Below are 15798 nucleotides of genomic sequence, written 5' to 3' on the forward strand. Positions count from 1 at the left end.
GCACGGTACCTTCGGGCCCCGGGCAATGGTCCGGGACCGACCGCCCGCAGAACCGCAGACTGGAGTCAGACGTGAGCGTCAGCGTCCGGACGACGACCGACGGAACCGATCCCTTCGGCACCGCACGGCTGCGGCGGGGCGTGCTCGACGCCTGGGGCGCCGGCCCCGCCCGGTTCCGCGAGGACGCCAACGCCGAGGAGGACCTCGCGCTCGGCGGTTACCGCGACCGCCTCGTCGTCGAGCTGGCCCAGAACGCCGCCGACGCAGCCCACCGCGCCGGCGTCCCGGGCCGCCTCCGCCTGACCCTGCACCCCGCGGACCACGAGGGCCCCGCCGTCCTCGCCGCGGCGAACACCGGCGCCCCGCTGGACGCCGCCGGCGCCGAGTCGCTGTCCACCCTGCGCGCCTCCGCCAAGCGCGAGCAGGGCCACGGTGCCGTCGGCCGCTTCGGCGTCGGCTTCGCCGCCGTCCTCGCCGTCACCGACGAGCCCGCCGTCCTGGGCCGGCACGGCGGCGTCCGCTGGTCCCTCGCCGAGGCGCGGGAGCTGGCCGCCGAGGCCGCCCGCTACAGCCCGGGCCTCGGCGACGAACTGCGCCGCCGCGACGGCCACGTACCCCTCCTCCGGCTGCCGCTGCCCGCCGAGGGCACCGCCCCCGAGGGCTACGACACCGTCGTCGTCCTCCCGATGCGCGACGCCGCCGCCGAGGACCTGACCGAGCGCCTCCTCGCCTCCGTCGACGACGCCCTGCTCCTCACCCTCCCGGGTCTCGCGGAGGTCGTCGTCGAGACACCCGAAGGAGGGGTACGGACCCTCCGCCGCTCCGAGGAGGACGGCTACGTCCGCATCGACGACTCCGCGACCGGCGGCCACCGCTGGCGGACCGTCACCCACGGCGGCCCGATCGAGCCCGAACTCCTCAGGGACCGCCCGGTCGAGGAGCGCCTGCGCCCGCACTGGTCGGTCACCTGGGCCGTGCCCGTGGACGCCGAGGGCGCCCCGAAGTACCCCCGCACCACGCCCGTCGTGCACGCCCCCACCCCCACCGACGAGCCGCTCGGCATCCCGGCGCTCCTCATCGCGTCCCTCCCGCTGGACACCGCCCGCCGGCACCCGGCGCCGGGGCCGCTCACCGACTTCCTGGTGCAGCGCGCGGCCGACGCGTACGCCGAACTGCTCTCCGACTGGCGGCCGGTGACGACCGCGGCCCTCGACCTGGTGCCCGGCCCGCTCGGCAAGGGCCCGATCGACGGGGCGCTGCGCGAGGCGATCCTGGACCGGCTGCCGAGGGTGGCGTTCCTGGCGCCCGCCGCGCCGTCCGAGGAGCTGCCCGCGCTCCGCCCGATCGAGGCGGAGGTCGTGGAAGGCGCGGGCGCGGAGACCGTCGAGGTCCTCGCCGAGGTGTTCCCGACGCTCCTCCCGGCCGGCCTGGAGCGGCGCCCCGAGCTCCGTACCCTCGGCATCGGCCGCGTGCCGCTCACCGAGGCGATCGACCGCCTCGCCGGGGTGGACAGGGCGCCGACGTGGTGGTGGCGGCTGTACGACTCGCTCGCCGGCGTCGACCCGGACCGGCTGACGGGCCTCCCGGTGCCGCTCGCGGAGAGCGCCGAGGGCGCCAGGATCCGTACGACGATCGGTCCCCGCCAGGTCCTCCTCCCGCAGGACCGCACCCCCGCCGAGCTGACCCGGCTCGGTCTGAAGGTGGCGCACCCGGAGGCGGCGCACCCGCTCCTGGAGAAGCTGGGCGCCCTGCCCGCCACGCCCCGCGCGGTCCTGACGACCCCGCAGGTGCGGGCGGCGGTCGCCGCCTCCCTCGACGCGGGGGAGATCTGGGACGAGGACGCCGACGCCCTCGACGCCGAGGAGCTCGCCGAGACGGTCCTCGCCCTCGTCCGGGACGCGGAGCTCGAACCGGGCGACGAGCCCTGGCTCGGCGCGCTCGCCCTCCCCGACGAGGACGGCGAACTCTCCCCGGCCGGCGAGCTCGTCCTGCCGGCCTCGCCCTTCGCCGCCGTGATGCGCGAGGACGAACTCGCCTTCGTGGACGGCGACCTGGCCGCCCGCTGGGGCGAGCAGCCGCTCGCCGCGTGCGGGGTGCTCGCGAACTTCGCCCTGATCCGCGCGACCGACCTGGTCCTCGACCCGGACGAGGTCGAGCCGCGCGAGGGCGACTATCCGGAGCCGGACGACGCGGGCCTCCTCGACGCGGTCGACGTCTGGTGCGAGGACGTCCTGGACCGGCTCCCGGAGAGCCCCGTGCCCCCGGTGGCGACGGAGATCGTGGCCGTACGGGACCTGGACCTGGTCGACGACGACTGCTGGCCGCAGGCGCTCGCCCTCCTCGCGCAGCCGCCGCTCCGGGACGCCCTGACCCAGCCCGTGCGGGTCCTCCTCCCGGACGGCACGACGGAGACCGTCCGCTCGTACACCGCCTGGTGGCTGCGCGACCACCCGGTCCTGGACGGCCGCCACCCGGCGGGCCTCCGCGCGGAGGGCTCGGACCCGCTCCTGGCCGGTCTCTACGACTCCGCCGACGCGACCGGCTTCGAGGACGAGCAGGTCCTCCGCGCCCTGGGCGTCCGCACCTCGGTCGCGGCCCTCCTCGACGAGCCGGGCGGCGCGGCGGAGCTCCTGGCCCGGCTGGCGGACCCGGCGCGCGAGGTGACGGCCCCGCAGCTGCACGCCCTGTACACGGCCCTGGCGGACCTGGACCCCGAGCAGGTGACGCTGCTCCCCGACGAGCTGCGGGCGGTCGTGGACGGTGCCCTGGTCGTGGTCGACGCGTCGGAGGCCCTGGTGGCGGACGCCCCCGACCTCCTCCCGCTGGCCGGCGACCTTCCCCTGCTGCCCGTCTCGCCGTCCCGCGCCGCGGACCTGGCCGACCTCTTCCAGGTCCGCCGGCTGAGCGAGGCGGTCGAGGCCGAGGTGACGACGGTCGGCGAGGAGCACGAGGTGCCGCCCTCGGTCCACGCCCTCCTGGGCCCGGCCACCCCCGCCTCGTACATCGAGCACGAGGAACTCCACGCCGGCGGCACCGAACTCGACTGGCGCCGCACCCCGGACGGCGTCGTCCACGCGGCCACCCTGGAGGGCGTGGCGGCCGGCCTCGCCTGGGCGGCCGGCCAGTGGCCCCGCCGCTTCGAGGTGGCGGCCCTCCTGGAGGACCCGTCGAGGACGGCGGAACTGGCGAGGGACCGCTGGTTCGACTGAGGTCCGGGAGAGGCTCGCGCGGACCGGACCGGACCGGACCGCCGGTGCCGCCCGCTCCCGTCGGTCAGAGCCGCCCGTTCCTGCCGGCCCGTCCCGCGAGGCGGTCGTACAGCGGGCGGTCCGTCCGGGCGGGGGCGGCCTTCCGGGGGGAGCGCGTGGCCGGCTGGGTCTCGCAGCCGGCCACGATGTCCGTCCCGGCCTCGCCGTCGCAGTCGTCGATGCCGGCCTGGCCGTCGAGGACGTCGCCGGCGGGGCCGCCGCGCAGGTGGTCGTCGCCGTCGCCGCCGCGCAGGGCGTCCCGGCCGCCGGCGGTGCCGAGCGTCCGGCTCCAGTCCGAGTTGTCGCCGAAGATCCGGTCGTCGCCGCCACGGCCCTCGATCAGGTCGTCGCCCGCGGTGGTCCCGGTGGGATCGACGAGGGAGTTGTCGCCGATGAGCACGGTCTCGCCCGTGGCGCCGCCGAGGATCCGGTCGTTGCCGGAGCCGACCGCGGTGCCGCCGGACGTGTGGTCGCCGACGGCGCCGAACGCGCCGTCCGTTCCCAAGTCGATCAGGTCGTCGCCGCCGGCGCCGGTCGCGTTGCCGAACGGCGCGAAGCTGTCCCCGGTGACGTCGCCGAGGGTGCCGGCGCCTTCGAGGATGACGTCGTCCCCGGCGCCCGACGCCGCGTAGTAGCCGAGCGAGTCCCCGACGACGACGTCCTCCCCGTCGCCGCCGATGATCCGGTCCGGGGCGCCGCCGTTGGCGCGGTCGCCGGAGTCGTCCCCGTAGAGGATGTCGTCGCCGTCCCCGCCGACGAGGACGTCGGGGGCGGCGCCCTCGGCCGTGCCCTGCGTCGCCGCGTTGTCGCCGAGCAGGAAGTCGTGCCCGGTCCCGCCGTCGAGGAGGTCCCGGCCGGTGGGGCCGGTGACGTCGCCGGTGTACGCGCGCTCGTCGCCGATCGCCTCGTCGTTGCCGGCGTCGCCGAAGACCCGGTCGTCGCCGGTCCCGCCCGTGACGCGGTCGTCGCCGTCCCCGCCGTGGATGCGGTCGTCGCCGCCGAGGCCGCAGATCCGGTCGTTGCCGCCCTTGCCGTCGATGACGTCGTCGCCGGGCGTGCCGATGATGACGTCGTCCCCCGGGGTGCCGACGGTGCCGGTGACGGTGGCGGCGGCCTCGAAGCAGGTGGGCGCCGCGGCGGCGGGGCCCCCGGCGGTGACGGTGAGGGCGGCGGCGACGAGCGCCGGGGCGCACAGGAGGCCGACGGTTGTTCTGCGGGCCACGGGGGTTCCTTCCAGAAGGTGGTCACGTGGCGTGATGTCTGCCCGGGGTGAGGGGTGCCCGGGTGGACGGAAAGTGATTTCACCCGATGGGTCGGCGGCCGCCCGCGCCGTGGGCCGGCCCCCGTAACGCGTCGGAAGGTTTTGACGCGTCGGAAAGTTCCGACGTATCGTGGGGGTCATGCCGACCGACGTGTTCGGCGTGCTGGCCAACCCGGTGCGCCGCAAGCTGCTCGAAACACTGCGGGAAGGGCCTCGCTCCACGGGCGAGCTGGCCGGGATGTTCGAGCTCGGAAGACCCGCCGTCTCCGAGCACCTGGCGGTGCTCCGCGCCGCGGGACTGGTGCGCGAGGAGCCCCGCGGGCGGCACCGCTTCTACCACCTCGAACCGGCCCGGCTGGCCGAGGTGGGCGAGTGGCTGCACCCGTTCGAGCGGTACTGGAAGCAGCGTCTGGACGCGCTGGCCCATCTCCTGGACGAGGAAGCCGAGACATGACCGAGAGCGCCGCGCTCACCTGCGAGAAGTTCCTGCCCCACGCCCCCGCCGCGGTGTGGAAGGCCCTGACCGACCCCGACCTGCACGCCCGCTGGTGGGCGGCCGGCGACGTCAAGGCCGTCGTCGGGCACCGCTTCACCCTCGACATGGGCGCCTTCGGCGGTCAGCCCTGCGAGGTGACCGCCGTGGAGGACGAGCGGCTGCTCGCCTACCGCTTCGCCGAGGGCACGCTCGACACCACCGTCACCTGGACGCTCCGGCCGGAGGGCGAGGGCACCCGCCTCGTCCTCACCCACGCCGGCTTCGACCTCGACTCGCCCCTGGGCCGCCAGGCGTACGAGGGGATGGGCAGGGGCTGGCCCCACGTCCTGGACCGTCTGGACGCCACGCTGCACGGCTGATCGCGACTGATCGCGCGATCGCGTGATCGCGCCGGGCCGGAGGGGTCCGCCCCTTACGTCGGGAACCTCCGGTCCACCCACCGCCACGCCAGCTCCAGCAGGACGCAGCCCGCCGCCGCGATCGCCACCGCCGTCCACGGCATCGTCACGCCCACCAGTTTCAGGGCGAAGAACTTCTGGAGCCAGGGGACGGCGAGGACCAGGAGGAAGGCCCCTCCCATGGCGGCGACCAGGGCGAGCCGCCACCAGGTGTAGGGGCGGGCGATGATCGCGAGGACCCAGAGGGAGACCAGGAAGAGCGTGAGGGTGGCCGCGCTGGTCTCGGCGCCCAGGGCGTCGGTGCCCGTGTAGTGGTGGCGGGCCAGGAGGTACGTGGCGAAGGTGGCCGCCGCCGCGATGACGCCGCCGGGGATCGCGTACCGCATGACCCGCCGTACGAAGTTCGGCTTCGCGCGTTCCTTGTTCGGGGCCAGCGCGAGGAAGAAGGCCGGCACGCCGATCGTGAGGGTGGAGAGCAGGGTCAGGTGCCGGGGGAGGAACGGGTACTCCACCTGCGAGACCACCACCAGGATCGCCAGGAGGACCGAGTAGACCGTCTTCGTGAGGAAGAGGGTGGCCACGCGGGTGATGTTGCCGATGACCCGGCGGCCCTCCGCCACCACCGACGGGAGCGTCGCGAAGCTGTTGTTCAGCAGGACGATCTGCGCCACCGCCCTCGTCGCCTCCGAGCCCGAGCCCATCGAGACGCCGATGTCCGCGTCCTTCAGCGCGAGGACGTCGTTGACGCCGTCCCCCGTCATGGCGACGGTGTGGCCGCGGGACTGCAGCGCCGCCACCATGTCCCGCTTCTGCCGCGGGGTGACCCGGCCGAAGACCGCGTTCTCGTCCAGGGCCTTCGCCATGTCCTCCCGCTCGGTGGGGAGGGTGCGGGCGTCGATCGTGTTCTCCGCGCCGGGCATGTTCAGCTTTCCCGCCACCGCGCCCACCGAGACCGCGTTGTCGCCGGAGACGACCTTGGTGGCGACCTGCTGGTCGGCGAAGTAGGCGAGGGTGTCGGCGGCGTCGGGACGCAGCCGCTGCTCCAGGACGACGAGGGCGGCGGGGCGGGCGCCGGTGGCCACGGCCGGGCTGTCGAGTTCGTGGGCCGCACGGGCGAGGAGGAGGACCCGCAGGCCCTGTTCGTTGAGGTGGTCGATCTCGCCGAGGACCGGGTCCTCGGCGGACAGGAGGACGTCCGGTGCGCCCAGCAGCCACGTCGAGTTCTCCCCGTCGCCCTCGCTGAACGACGCGCCGCTGTACTTGCGGGCCGAGGAGAACGGCAGGCTCTCCGTGCAGCGCCATTCCACGGTGTCCGGGTAGGCGTCCTTGACGGCCTGGAGGGAGGCGTTCGGACGCGGGTCCGACTCGCCGAGGGCGCCCAGCACCTGCCGTACGTACGCCTCGTCGCTGCCGTTCAGCGGGCGGAGGTCCGTGACGTCCATGCCGCCCTCGGTGAGCGTGCCCGTCTTGTCGAGGCAGACGACGTCGACCCGGGCCAGGCCCTCGATCGCGGGCAGCTCCTGGACGAGGCACTGTCTGCGGCCGAGCCGGATCACCCCGACCGCGAAGGCGACCGAGGTGAGCAGGACGAGGCCCTCGGGGATCATCGGGACGATGCCGCCGACCGTGCGGGCGACGGCCCCCTTGAAGTCGTTGTTCTTCACGACGAGCTGGCTGATGACGAGCCCGATCGCGGTCGGGACCATCATCCACGTCACGTACTTGAGGATCGTGGAGATGCCCGTGCGCAGCTCGGAGTGGACGAGGGTGAAGCGGGAGGCCTCCTCGGCGAGCTGGGCGGCGTACGCCTCGCGGCCGACCCTGGTGGCGGTGAAGGCGCCGCCGCCGGCGACCACGAACGAGCCGGACATCATCCGGTCGCCGGGCCTCTTCACCACCGGGTCGGCCTCGCCCGTGAGCAGCGACTCGTCGACCTCCAGGCTGTCGGCCTCCGCCACCTCGCCGTCGACGACGACCTTGTCGCCCGGTCCGAGTTCGACGAGGTCGCCGAGGACGATCTCGGAGGTGGAGATCTCGGCGGTGACGCCGTCGCGCCGGACGGTGGGTTTCGCCTCGCCGATGACCGCGAGCCCGTCGAGGGTCTTCTTGGCGCGGAGCTCCTGGACGATGCCGATGCCGGTGTTGGCGACGATCACGAAGCCGAAGAGGCTGTCCTGGATCGGCGCGACGACCAGCATGATCACCCACAGGACGCCGATGATCGCGTTGAAGCGGGTGAAGACGTTCGCGCGGACGATGTCGGTGGTCGAGCGGGAACTGCGGAGGGGGACGTCGTTGACCTCCCCGCGCGCGACCCGCTCGGCGACCTCGGCGGAGGTCAGGCCGACGGCGCGGTGCACGACGGGCGGTTCCGCCGGGGCGGTCCCGGTGGCTCCGGCGGTCCCGGGGGTCCCGTCGCCGGCTCCGTCTCCGGCCGCGTCGATCTTCGCCCGCTGAGTCATGTTCTCGACGGTACGACCGGTTCCGGTCGTTCACCTGCCGAGCAGGGCGAACCGGCGTCAGGCGCCGGGGCGGGCCTCCGGGGGCTCCGTCGTCCGCGCCGCCGCGTTCGCCGCCGCGTGCCGCTTGATCGCCGCGTCCCGCTTCCGCACGTACCAGATGCCGATCAGGCCGAGTCCGGCGCCGGCCAGACAGGTCCAGACCCAGGAGGTGAGGCCCCGGTCGTCGAACCAGCCGTAGAAGGGGACCTGGACGACGAAGAGGACGAACCAGAGGATCGTTCCGCCGGTGATGGTGGCGACGACGGGCCCTTCGAGGGGCTCGGGTGCCTCGTGCTTCGGTGTCCACTTCGCCATGGGCCCAGTCTAGGCGGCCCGTTTTCGTGTCCTCGTACGGTCTACGCGCGGAGATGGACGCCCACTCGTTCATGTGTTCATACTGAAACGGTTTGCCTGTGGCGGGTTTCCCTTGTACGAACCGCCAAAAAAGGACTTTCTGAACCTCTGAAGAGGAACCCCCATGAGCTCGACGGCCACCGCCAAGGCCACGCCCCCGGAGACCCCCGGCGCCCCCGGTGCTCCCGTCTCCGGTCTCGACCGCTACTTCCGGATCTCCGAGCGCGGCTCCACCGTCGCCCGCGAGGTCCGCGGAGGCTTCGCCACCTTCTTCGCGATGGCCTACATCATCGTGCTGAACCCGATCATCCTCGGCAGCGCCAAGGACATGTACGGGCACCAGCTCGACAGCGGCCAGCTCGTCACCGCGACCGTCCTGACCGCCGCCCTCACGACGCTCCTCATGGGCGTCATCGGCAACGTCCCGATCGCGCTCGCCGCCGGCCTCGGCGTCAACACGGTCGTCGCGCTCCAGCTCGCGCCGAAGATGTCCTGGCCGGACGCCATGGGCATGGTCGTCCTCGCCGGCATCGTGGTCATGCTGCTCGTCGCCACCGGTCTGCGCGAGCGCGTCATGAACGCCGTCCCGGTCGGCCTGCGCAAGGGCATCGCGATCGGCATCGGCCTCTTCATCATGCTGATCGGCCTCGTCGACTCGGGCTTCGTCTCCCGCATCCCCGACATCGCCCACACCACCGTCCCGCTCCAGCTCGGCGGCGACGGTCACCTCACCGGCTGGCCCGTCCTCGTCTTCATCCTGGGCACCCTCCTCACCCTCGCCCTGATCATCCGCAAGGTGCCGGGCGCGATCCTGATCTCGATCGTCGTCATGACGCTCGTGGCCATGGTGATCAACGCGGTCGCGAAGGTCCCCTCCTGGGGCCTCACCACCCCGGAGTGGCCCGGCAACCCCGTCGCCTCGCCCGACTTCGGGCTCGTCGGCAAGGTCAGCCTCTTCGGCGGCTTCGACAAGGTCGGCCTCCTGACCGGCGTCCTCTTCGTCTTCACCGTCCTGCTGTCCTGCTTCTTCGACGCGATGGGCACGATCCTCGGCGTCGGCGACGAGGCCAAGCTGATCGACGAGGACGGCAACTTCCCCGGCATCAACAAGGTCCTCCTCGTCGACGGCCTGGCCGTCGCCTCCGGCGGCGCGACCTCCTCCTCGGCCACCACCTGCTTCGTGGAGTCCACCGCCGGCGTCGGCGAGGGGGCCAGGACCGGTCTCGCGTCCGTCGTGACCGGCGGTCTGTTCGCGGTGGCGCTGTTCCTCACGCCGCTCGCGACCATGGTGCCGTCGCAGGCGGCGACCCCCGCGCTGCTCGCGGTGGGCTTCCTGATCCTGGCCGGGTCGGTCAAGGACATCGACTGGAGCGACTTCACCATCGCGGTGCCGGCGTTCCTGGCCATGGTGATGATGCCGTTCACGTACTCGATCACGAACGGCATCGGCATCGGCTTCATCGCCTTCAGCGTGCTGCGGCTCGCGGCCGGCCGGGGCCGTGAGGTCCCGGTGGCGATGTACGTCGTGTCGGCGGTCTTCGTCTTCTACTACGCGATGCCGGCGCTCGGCCTCACGTGATCACCGGTTCCGGTGCCGGTTGAGGCCGGGCCGTAGAACCTCTCCGTCTCGTCGACCGCGGTCTTGAACCGCTCGTCGAAATCCTCGCGAATGAGCGTCCGGGCCACGTAGTCCTGGACGCTCATTCCTCTTTTCGCGGCGTGACTCCTGAGCCGGTCGAGCAGCTCACCGTCGATGCGCAGGCTGAGCACTGTCGATCCCATGTCGTTCAGGGTCGGGGCAGCCGGGGCTCCTTTGCGTCACTTTCTGGATCCGACTCACTCATTTGGGTGATACATGGATGCCGAAGCGTGATCTGGCGGGCGCTGTGCTGCCGTGCGGCGCCCCGCGGTGTCGCGCGGCGCCCTGTCGGTGCCGCTCGCCGTGGTGCGGGTGTGATTCGTGCTACCTCCGGGTGTTCCCGTTGGTATTTAGACAGAGTAATGAGTTAGCCTAATGAACATGCCTGACCTGTCCCACGGCACCGCCGACGACGCCGCGGCCGTGAACGCGCTCCGCTCCTCCGTCATGCGACTGGGCCGACGCCTCAAGCACCAGCGCGTCGACGAGTCGCTGAGCCCCACCGAGATGTCGGTGCTCGGCACCCTGTCGCTCTGCGGCTCCGCCACCCCCGGTGAGCTGGCCCGCAAGGAGCACGTCCAGCCGCCGTCGATGACCCGCATCGTCGCGCTGCTCGAAGCCAAGGGACTGGTCCGGCTCGAGCCGCACCCCGACGACCGCCGGCAGAAGGTGGTCAGCCAGACCGAGCAGGCCGAAGCCATGCTCGAGGAGTCCCGCCGCAAGCGGAACGCCTGGCTGGCCACCCTCGCCGAGGGTCTGGACGAGGACGAGTGGGCCAAGCTGCGCGCGGCCGCCCCGGTCCTGGAGAAGCTCGCCCACCTGTAACCGAGGCGCCAAGGAGGCGACGCACTTTGAGTACGGGACCCGGAGCAGACTCCGCACCCGTCCATAAACCCACCCTCGACACCCGCGGGCGGGGAGGAACCTTCTCCTCGCTCGGGATCCGGAACTACCGGCTGTTCTTCACCGGAGCGATCGTCTCCAACACCGGTACGTGGATGGCCCGGATCACCCAGGACTGGCTGGTCCTGAGCCTCACCGGCTCGGCCGCCGCCGTCGGCATCACGACGGCCCTCCAGTTCCTGCCCATGCTGCTCTTCGGGCTGTACGGCGGCGTCATCGCCGACCGCTACCCGAAGCGGCGCCTGCTCCTCGTCAGCCAGGCCGCCCTCGGGCTGTGCGGGCTCGCGCTCGCCGCCCTCACCCTCTCCGGGTCCGTCCAGGTCTGGCACGTCTATCTGATCGCCTTCCTGCTGGGCATGGTCACGGTCGTCGACAACCCCGCCCGGCAGACCTTCGTCTCCGAGATGGTCGGGCCCGGGCAGCTCCGCAACGCCGTCTCCCTGAACTCGGCCAACTTCCAGTCCGCCCGGCTCGTCGGACCCGCCATCGCCGGTGCCCTCATCGCCGGCGTCGGCAGCGGATGGGCCTTCCTCCTCAACGGCCTCTCCTTCCTCGCCCCGCTCACGAGCCTCCTGCTCATGCGGACGAGCGAGCTCCACAAGGTGGAGCGCGCCCCGCGCGGCAAGGGACAGCTGAGAGAAGGACTGCGGTACGTGGCCGGGCGGCCCGATCTGATCTGGCCGATCGTGCTGGTCGGCTTCATCGGGACCTTCGGGTTCAACTTCCCGATCTGGCTCACCGCCTTCTCCGGCGACGTCTTCCACGTCGGCGCCGGCTCGTACGGCTTCCTCAACACCCTGATGGCGGCCGGCTCCCTCGTGGGCGCCCTCGCCGCGGCCCGCCGCGGCTCGACCCGGCTGCGGATGCTGGTCATCACGGCGGGCGTCTTCGGCGTCCTGGAGATCGCGGCGGCCCTCTCGCCCGCGTTCTGGCTGTTCGCGCTGCTGCTCGTGCCGATCGGCCTGCTCGGCCTCACGGTGAACATCACCGCGAACTCGGCCGTCCAGATGGCCACCGATCCCGCCATGCGGGGCCGGGTCATGAGCCTCTACATGATGGTCTTCGCCGGCGGCACGCCGATCGGGGCCCCGCTGCTCGGCTGGGTCACCGACACGTACGGCGCGCGCGTCGGCTTCGCCACGGGCGGCGTCATCTCGCTGGCCGCGGCGGTCGTCGTGGGGCTGGTCCTGGCCCGGGTCGGCGGCCTCAGGCTCGCGATGGGCTGGCACCGGGGGCATCCGCAGGTGCGGTTCGTGCCGCGGGATCAGCTGGCGACCGCGGCGTAGCCCTCGGGCGGGCGGCGGTCTCGGTGCGGGTGCGGCTTCGCTGCGGCGTCGTTGCCGGGTGCGGCTTCGGTTCGGGGGCGGTGCCGCGCCCCGCCCCCTCCCGCCGCCGTCGTCAGACGCGCCGTTCCAGGACCTGGCCCGGCCAGGCGCCGACCTGGAACGGCTCGGTGCGGGTGAAGCCCTGGCCCTCGTAGTACTCGATCAGGCGGCCCTCGCTGCCCGCGAAGCAGTCCACGCGGAGGAGCTGCACTCCTTGGCGTCGGGTCTCGGCCTCGGCGTGGGCCAGCAGTGCCGCACCCACCCCGTGGCCGTGGAAGCGGGCGTCCGTCGCCAGGAAGCGGACGTACAGCTCGGGCTCGTCGGCCGGTTCGACGTACTGGCCGGGGTGCGGCGTCAGCGTCATCGTGCCCGCCGGGACGCCGTCGACCTCCGCGATCCACGGGTCGCCCTCGGACATCGTCCGCGCGACCTGCTCGACGGCCCTCGGGCGGGTGGAGAACGGCTCCGTGCCCCACTGGGCCGTGATCCCCCTGCCGTTCAGCCAGACGACCGCGCTGTCGAGTACCGCGAGTATCGCGGGGAGGTCCTCCGCCCCGCCCTTCCTGATCTTCATGCCGGAGAGGCTAGTCGTACAACCCTTCGGCGAGGTGGGGAGTCGTGATGGGCGTATCCGGGTGGTCAGGGGAGGGAAGCACCTTGCGTACTGCTTTGTCGCGTCGTGTCTCGATGTCGGTGGGGATCGTCCTGGCGGCGGCCGCCGTGACGCCGTTCGCCGCGTCGACGGCCACGGCCGCTCCCGTGGCGGTGGTGTCGGCCGCCGAGACCGCCGCCACACCGATCCAGGTGCCGTTCCTGGCCTCGGGGGGAACGCTGCTCGGCGCGGGGAAGACCGGCTTTCTCTCGCGCTCCGAGGGCGGGCCCCGCTGGACCCGCTACACCGACGGCGTGTCGAAGGTCGTCGAGGCGCCCGCGGGGGAGTGGGAGGTCCTCGGCACCGCGTCGGACACCGTCCTGCTCGTCAAGCACGTGTGGCACCGCTCCACCGTCGAGGAGGTGCGGGTGTACGACATGGCGACCGGCGCCGCGCCGGTCGTCCTCAAGGCGGCGGACATCCCCGCGCTGGACGCCGACAGCTACGGTTTCGTCGGCACGACCCTCCTGACGAGCGTCTACGACCGCCCGCCGACGCAGATCGAGGTGGCCGGCGGCAGGGTGTCCGTCCGTGAGGTGGCAGGCCTGCCCGCGTTCTCCAGCTGGCTGTCCGGCCGACTGCCCGGCGCGGCCCTCGTGAAGTACGACGACGGCACCGGGCACGAGAGGACCGGCGTCGTCGACCTCGCCACCGCCCGTCTCGCCGAGAGCTACGAGCGGAGCGCCACACCGACCTCCGGGCGGTCCTTCGAGCCGGAGTCGTTCCTCACTCCGGGCCGCGTCGCCTGGACCGAGGCGGTGGACGGCAAGCCTGTTCTCGCCACGGCGGTACGAGGGCGGAGCGAGGTCCGGCGGATCCCCCTCGGCCCCGACGCGGACGCCCGCCTCACGGGCGGCCTGGTCGGTGACGACTGGTTCGCGTTCGGTGCCACGACCGGTGACGCGACCCCGTGGCACACGTTCACGGCCCGCTCCCTGAAGGACGGAACGTCCGTCCCCCTCCTCGACCACGCGTGGTCCGTCACCCCCGCGGCTGACGGCGCCCTGCTCGTCCTGGGCGTCACCGCCGCCCGTGGTGAGGGCGTCTACCGAGTGGCCGTCGGCGCCGACGGCAGGCCGGCCGCCGAGCTGATCGCCTCCACCGGCGACGACGACGGCGCCACCCCCCTCACCTACGTCGGCACGGGCGTCCCCGCCGTCATCGACCTGGACCGCACGGCCCGGCCCCGCCTGACCTGGACGTTCTCCTCCGCCAAAGCGGACCTCTCCGTCGTCCTCACGAGCAGGGCGACGGGGGAGACCTTCCGGAAGGACCTCCGTCCCGCGGCCGGCGCGGGGGGCTTCCCGGATGGATCCCTCGGCTTCGACTGGGCCGCCGAAGTGGCCGACGCGTCCAGCACGGACCCGAAGGCCGCGCCCAACGGTACGTACGACTGGCAGGTGGTCGCCACGCCGTGGAACGGGATGCCGACGGTGAGCGCCTCCGGCAGCTTCACGGTCACCCGTACCCCCAAGCCGCACGACTTCGACGACAACGGGGCACCGGACCTGGTCGCGCGGGACGGGGACGGCTACCTCGACCAGATCGGCACGCGCTGGGACGACGCGGCGGGACGGCTCGTCGCCCTGCCGAACCAGCACTCCGGTCTGCGCGGCTGGAGCGTCTACGACCGGGTCGAGGCCGTCGGTGACCTCGCCGGTTCGAACGCCGCCGACCTGGTCGCCCGGGACCGGGGCGGGGTCCTCTGGCTCCACCGGGGCACCGGCAGCTCCTCGCGCGTCGGCTACGAGTCCCGGGTGCGCGTCGGCGGTGGCTGGAACACGTACGCCCGGTTCAGCGGCGGGAGCGATCTGACGGGTGACGGGCGGGCCGACCTGGTCGCCGTCGACAAGGCGGGGGACCTGTACCTGTACAAGGGGACGGGGGACACCTCCGCGCCCTTCGCGCCGCGGAGGAAGACCGGGTACGGCTGGGGGATCTACAACCGGATCACGGCCGTGGGGAACGTCGGCGGCGGCCCGGCCGGTGACCTCGTCGCCCGTGACAAGGACGGCGTGCTGTGGCTGTACCTGGGCAGGGGTGACGGCACGTTCGCGCCGCGCACGAAGATCGGCGGCGGCTGGAACGCGTACGCGGACGTCGTCGGGATCGGTGACGGCAACAAGGACGGCCGCCCGGACCTGTACGCCCGGACGGCGCAGGGCGCCGCGTACTTCTACGCCGGCACGGGCGACTGGAAGGCCCCCTTCAGGGCCCGGACGTCGACCGGGGCGGGAGCGGGGAGGAGCTGGGCCGGGGAGCCGTACCAGCAGGTCTCCTGACCCGGCCGCGGGGCCCGTCCCCTGCCAGACTTCCCCCATGAGGCTTTTCGCCGCCGTCGTGCCCCCGCCGGAGCGGCTGGACGAGCTCGGTCGCGTCGTCGACCGGCTGCGCCGGCTGCCCGGTGCGGACGGGATCCGCTGGACCTCGCGGCCCGGGTGGCACTTCACCCTGGCCTTCATGGGGGAGGTCGACGAGGAGCTGCTGCCCGAGCTGCGGGTGCGGCTCGGACGGGCCGCGCACCGGACGCCGGCCTTTCCGCTGCGGCTGCACGGCGGCGGCCACTTCGGGCGGCGGGCGCTGTGGGCCGGTGCCGCCGGGGATCTGGACGAGCTGCGGCTGCTCGCGGAGCGCGCCGACGCGGCCGCCCGCCGCGCCGGGGTCCCGATGGAGGAGCACCGTCGCTACCAGGCCCATCTGACGGTCGGTCGTGCGAAGGGGGAGGGGGTGTCCCTTCGTCCGTTCGTGGACGAGCTCGGTTCCTTCGAGGGGGAGCGGTGGTCCGTGGCCGAGCTGGCGCTCGTGCGGTCGAACCTGCCGGTGAGCGGGGTGGTGGGGGAGCAGCCCCGGTACGAGACGGTCGGCGCCTGGCCCCTTGGGGGGCGGGAGGGCGAGTCGGGTTAACCTCGACGGGTGGATCCGAAGACTCGAAACCTGATCATGGCCGGCGCCCTCGTCCTGATGTTCGCGATCATCGCGGTGTCGTCGCTGGTCGGTCAGTAACCCCTGGTGACCCGTCCC

Annotated in this window: 13 protein-coding genes; 8 read left to right on the forward strand and 5 right to left on the reverse strand. The window is 73.1% G+C overall.

Going from position 1 to position 15798, the window contains the following annotated elements; genetic code table 11:
* Nucleotides 1-59: 59 nt before the first annotated feature.
* The gene (locus ACIGW4_RS24720) at nucleotides 60-3209 is read left to right on the forward strand and encodes a sacsin N-terminal ATP-binding-like domain-containing protein (RefSeq protein ID WP_398713741.1); all 3150 of its coding nucleotides are present in this window, start codon (nucleotides 60-62) and stop codon (nucleotides 3207-3209) included.
* Between the two features lie 64 nt (nucleotides 3210-3273).
* On the opposite strand, the gene ACIGW4_RS24725 is transcribed toward ACIGW4_RS24720, so the two are convergent.
* Nucleotides 3274-4470 carry a calcium-binding protein gene (locus tag ACIGW4_RS24725; protein WP_399582881.1) on the reverse strand — a complete coding sequence of 399 codons (1197 nt, stop codon included), beginning with the start codon at nucleotides 4468-4470 and terminating at the stop codon, nucleotides 3274-3276.
* Between the two features lie 178 nt (nucleotides 4471-4648).
* On the opposite strand from ACIGW4_RS24725, the gene ACIGW4_RS24730 reads away from it, so the two are divergent.
* Both ACIGW4_RS24730 and ACIGW4_RS24735 read left to right on the forward strand, forming a co-directional pair.
* On the forward strand, nucleotides 4649-4963 hold the full coding sequence (locus ACIGW4_RS24730) for a helix-turn-helix transcriptional regulator (protein ID WP_123454303.1): 315 nt from the start codon (nucleotides 4649-4651) through the stop codon (nucleotides 4961-4963).
* The gene (locus ACIGW4_RS24735) at nucleotides 4960-5364 is read left to right on the forward strand and encodes an SRPBCC domain-containing protein (RefSeq protein ID WP_398713725.1); all 405 of its coding nucleotides are present in this window, start codon (nucleotides 4960-4962) and stop codon (nucleotides 5362-5364) included. Before ACIGW4_RS24730 ends, ACIGW4_RS24735 begins: the two co-directional genes overlap by 4 nt.
* A 53-nt stretch (nucleotides 5365-5417) precedes the next feature.
* Here the strand turns inward: ACIGW4_RS24735 and ACIGW4_RS24740 are convergent, their stop codons facing one another.
* Nucleotides 5418-7865 carry a cation-translocating P-type ATPase gene (locus ACIGW4_RS24740; RefSeq protein ID WP_399582883.1) on the reverse strand — a complete coding sequence of 816 codons (2448 nt, stop codon included), beginning with the start codon at nucleotides 7863-7865 and terminating at the stop codon, nucleotides 5418-5420.
* A gap of 57 nt (nucleotides 7866-7922) precedes the next feature.
* Nucleotides 7923-8219 carry a DUF2530 domain-containing protein gene (locus tag ACIGW4_RS24745; RefSeq protein WP_123454309.1) on the reverse strand — a complete coding sequence of 99 codons (297 nt, stop codon included), beginning with the start codon at nucleotides 8217-8219 and terminating at the stop codon, nucleotides 7923-7925.
* A 163-nt stretch (nucleotides 8220-8382) separates the two neighbouring features.
* Between ACIGW4_RS24745 and ACIGW4_RS24750 the strand changes: the two genes are divergently transcribed.
* Nucleotides 8383-9837, forward strand: coding sequence for an NCS2 family permease (locus ACIGW4_RS24750; RefSeq protein ID WP_123454311.1), 1455 nt, complete (start codon nucleotides 8383-8385; stop codon nucleotides 9835-9837).
* On the opposite strand, the gene ACIGW4_RS24755 is transcribed toward ACIGW4_RS24750, so the two are convergent.
* Nucleotides 9807-10040, reverse strand: coding sequence for a hypothetical protein (locus ACIGW4_RS24755; RefSeq protein ID WP_123454313.1), 234 nt, complete (start codon nucleotides 10038-10040; stop codon nucleotides 9807-9809). The two genes, ACIGW4_RS24750 and ACIGW4_RS24755, sit on opposite strands and share 31 nt — an antisense overlap.
* Nucleotides 10041-10278: 238 nt before the next feature.
* On the opposite strand from ACIGW4_RS24755, the gene ACIGW4_RS24760 reads away from it, so the two are divergent.
* Both ACIGW4_RS24760 and ACIGW4_RS24765 read left to right on the forward strand, forming a co-directional pair.
* A complete protein-coding gene (locus ACIGW4_RS24760; protein ID WP_123457423.1) occupies nucleotides 10279-10722 on the forward strand; it encodes a MarR family winged helix-turn-helix transcriptional regulator in 444 nt (147 codons plus the stop codon).
* A 26-nt stretch (nucleotides 10723-10748) separates the two neighbouring features.
* Nucleotides 10749-12086 (forward strand): MFS transporter, encoded by a 1338-nt coding sequence (locus tag ACIGW4_RS24765; protein WP_398713721.1) that lies wholly within the window; start codon nucleotides 10749-10751, stop codon nucleotides 12084-12086.
* Nucleotides 12087-12198: 112 nt separating this feature from the next.
* Here the strand turns inward: ACIGW4_RS24765 and ACIGW4_RS24770 are convergent, their stop codons facing one another.
* Nucleotides 12199-12699, reverse strand: a complete 501-nt coding sequence (locus ACIGW4_RS24770) for a GNAT family N-acetyltransferase (RefSeq protein ID WP_398713719.1) — start codon at nucleotides 12697-12699, stop codon at nucleotides 12199-12201.
* Nucleotides 12700-12782: 83 nt separating this feature from the next.
* Between ACIGW4_RS24770 and ACIGW4_RS24775 the strand changes: the two genes are divergently transcribed.
* Entirely contained in the window at nucleotides 12783-15059 is a 2277-nt protein-coding gene (locus tag ACIGW4_RS24775) for an FG-GAP repeat domain-containing protein (protein ID WP_399582886.1), read from the forward strand.
* A 37-nt stretch (nucleotides 15060-15096) separates the two neighbouring features.
* Complete coding sequence (gene thpR, locus ACIGW4_RS24780) at nucleotides 15097-15681, forward strand: RNA 2',3'-cyclic phosphodiesterase (RefSeq protein WP_399582888.1); 585 nt, start codon at nucleotides 15097-15099, stop codon at nucleotides 15679-15681.
* Nucleotides 15682-15798 lie beyond the last annotated feature (117 nt).

The organism is Streptomyces sp. NPDC053513 (assembly GCF_044544765.1).
GTDB classification, from domain to species: Bacteria; Actinomycetota; Actinomycetes; order Streptomycetales; family Streptomycetaceae; genus Streptomyces; species Streptomyces litmocidini.

Coding starts and splice junctions, on each gene's coding strand:
- ACIGW4_RS24770 (WP_398713719.1), bottom strand. CDS start 12,699: ATGAAGATCAGGAAGGGCGGGGCGGAGGACCTCCCCGCGATACTCGCG.
- ACIGW4_RS24750 (WP_123454311.1), top strand. CDS start 8,383: ATGAGCTCGACGGCCACCGCCAAGGCCACGCCCCCGGAGACCCCCGGC.
- ACIGW4_RS24730 (WP_123454303.1), top strand. CDS start 4,649: ATGCCGACCGACGTGTTCGGCGTGCTGGCCAACCCGGTGCGCCGCAAG.
- ACIGW4_RS24760 (WP_123457423.1), top strand. CDS start 10,279: ATGCCTGACCTGTCCCACGGCACCGCCGACGACGCCGCGGCCGTGAAC.
- ACIGW4_RS24755 (WP_123454313.1), bottom strand. CDS start 10,040: ATGGGATCGACAGTGCTCAGCCTGCGCATCGACGGTGAGCTGCTCGAC.
- ACIGW4_RS24740 (WP_399582883.1), bottom strand. CDS start 7,865: ATGACTCAGCGGGCGAAGATCGACGCGGCCGGAGACGGAGCCGGCGAC.
- thpR (WP_399582888.1), top strand. CDS start 15,097: ATGAGGCTTTTCGCCGCCGTCGTGCCCCCGCCGGAGCGGCTGGACGAG.
- ACIGW4_RS24745 (WP_123454309.1), bottom strand. CDS start 8,219: ATGGCGAAGTGGACACCGAAGCACGAGGCACCCGAGCCCCTCGAAGGG.
- ACIGW4_RS24735 (WP_398713725.1), top strand. CDS start 4,960: ATGACCGAGAGCGCCGCGCTCACCTGCGAGAAGTTCCTGCCCCACGCC.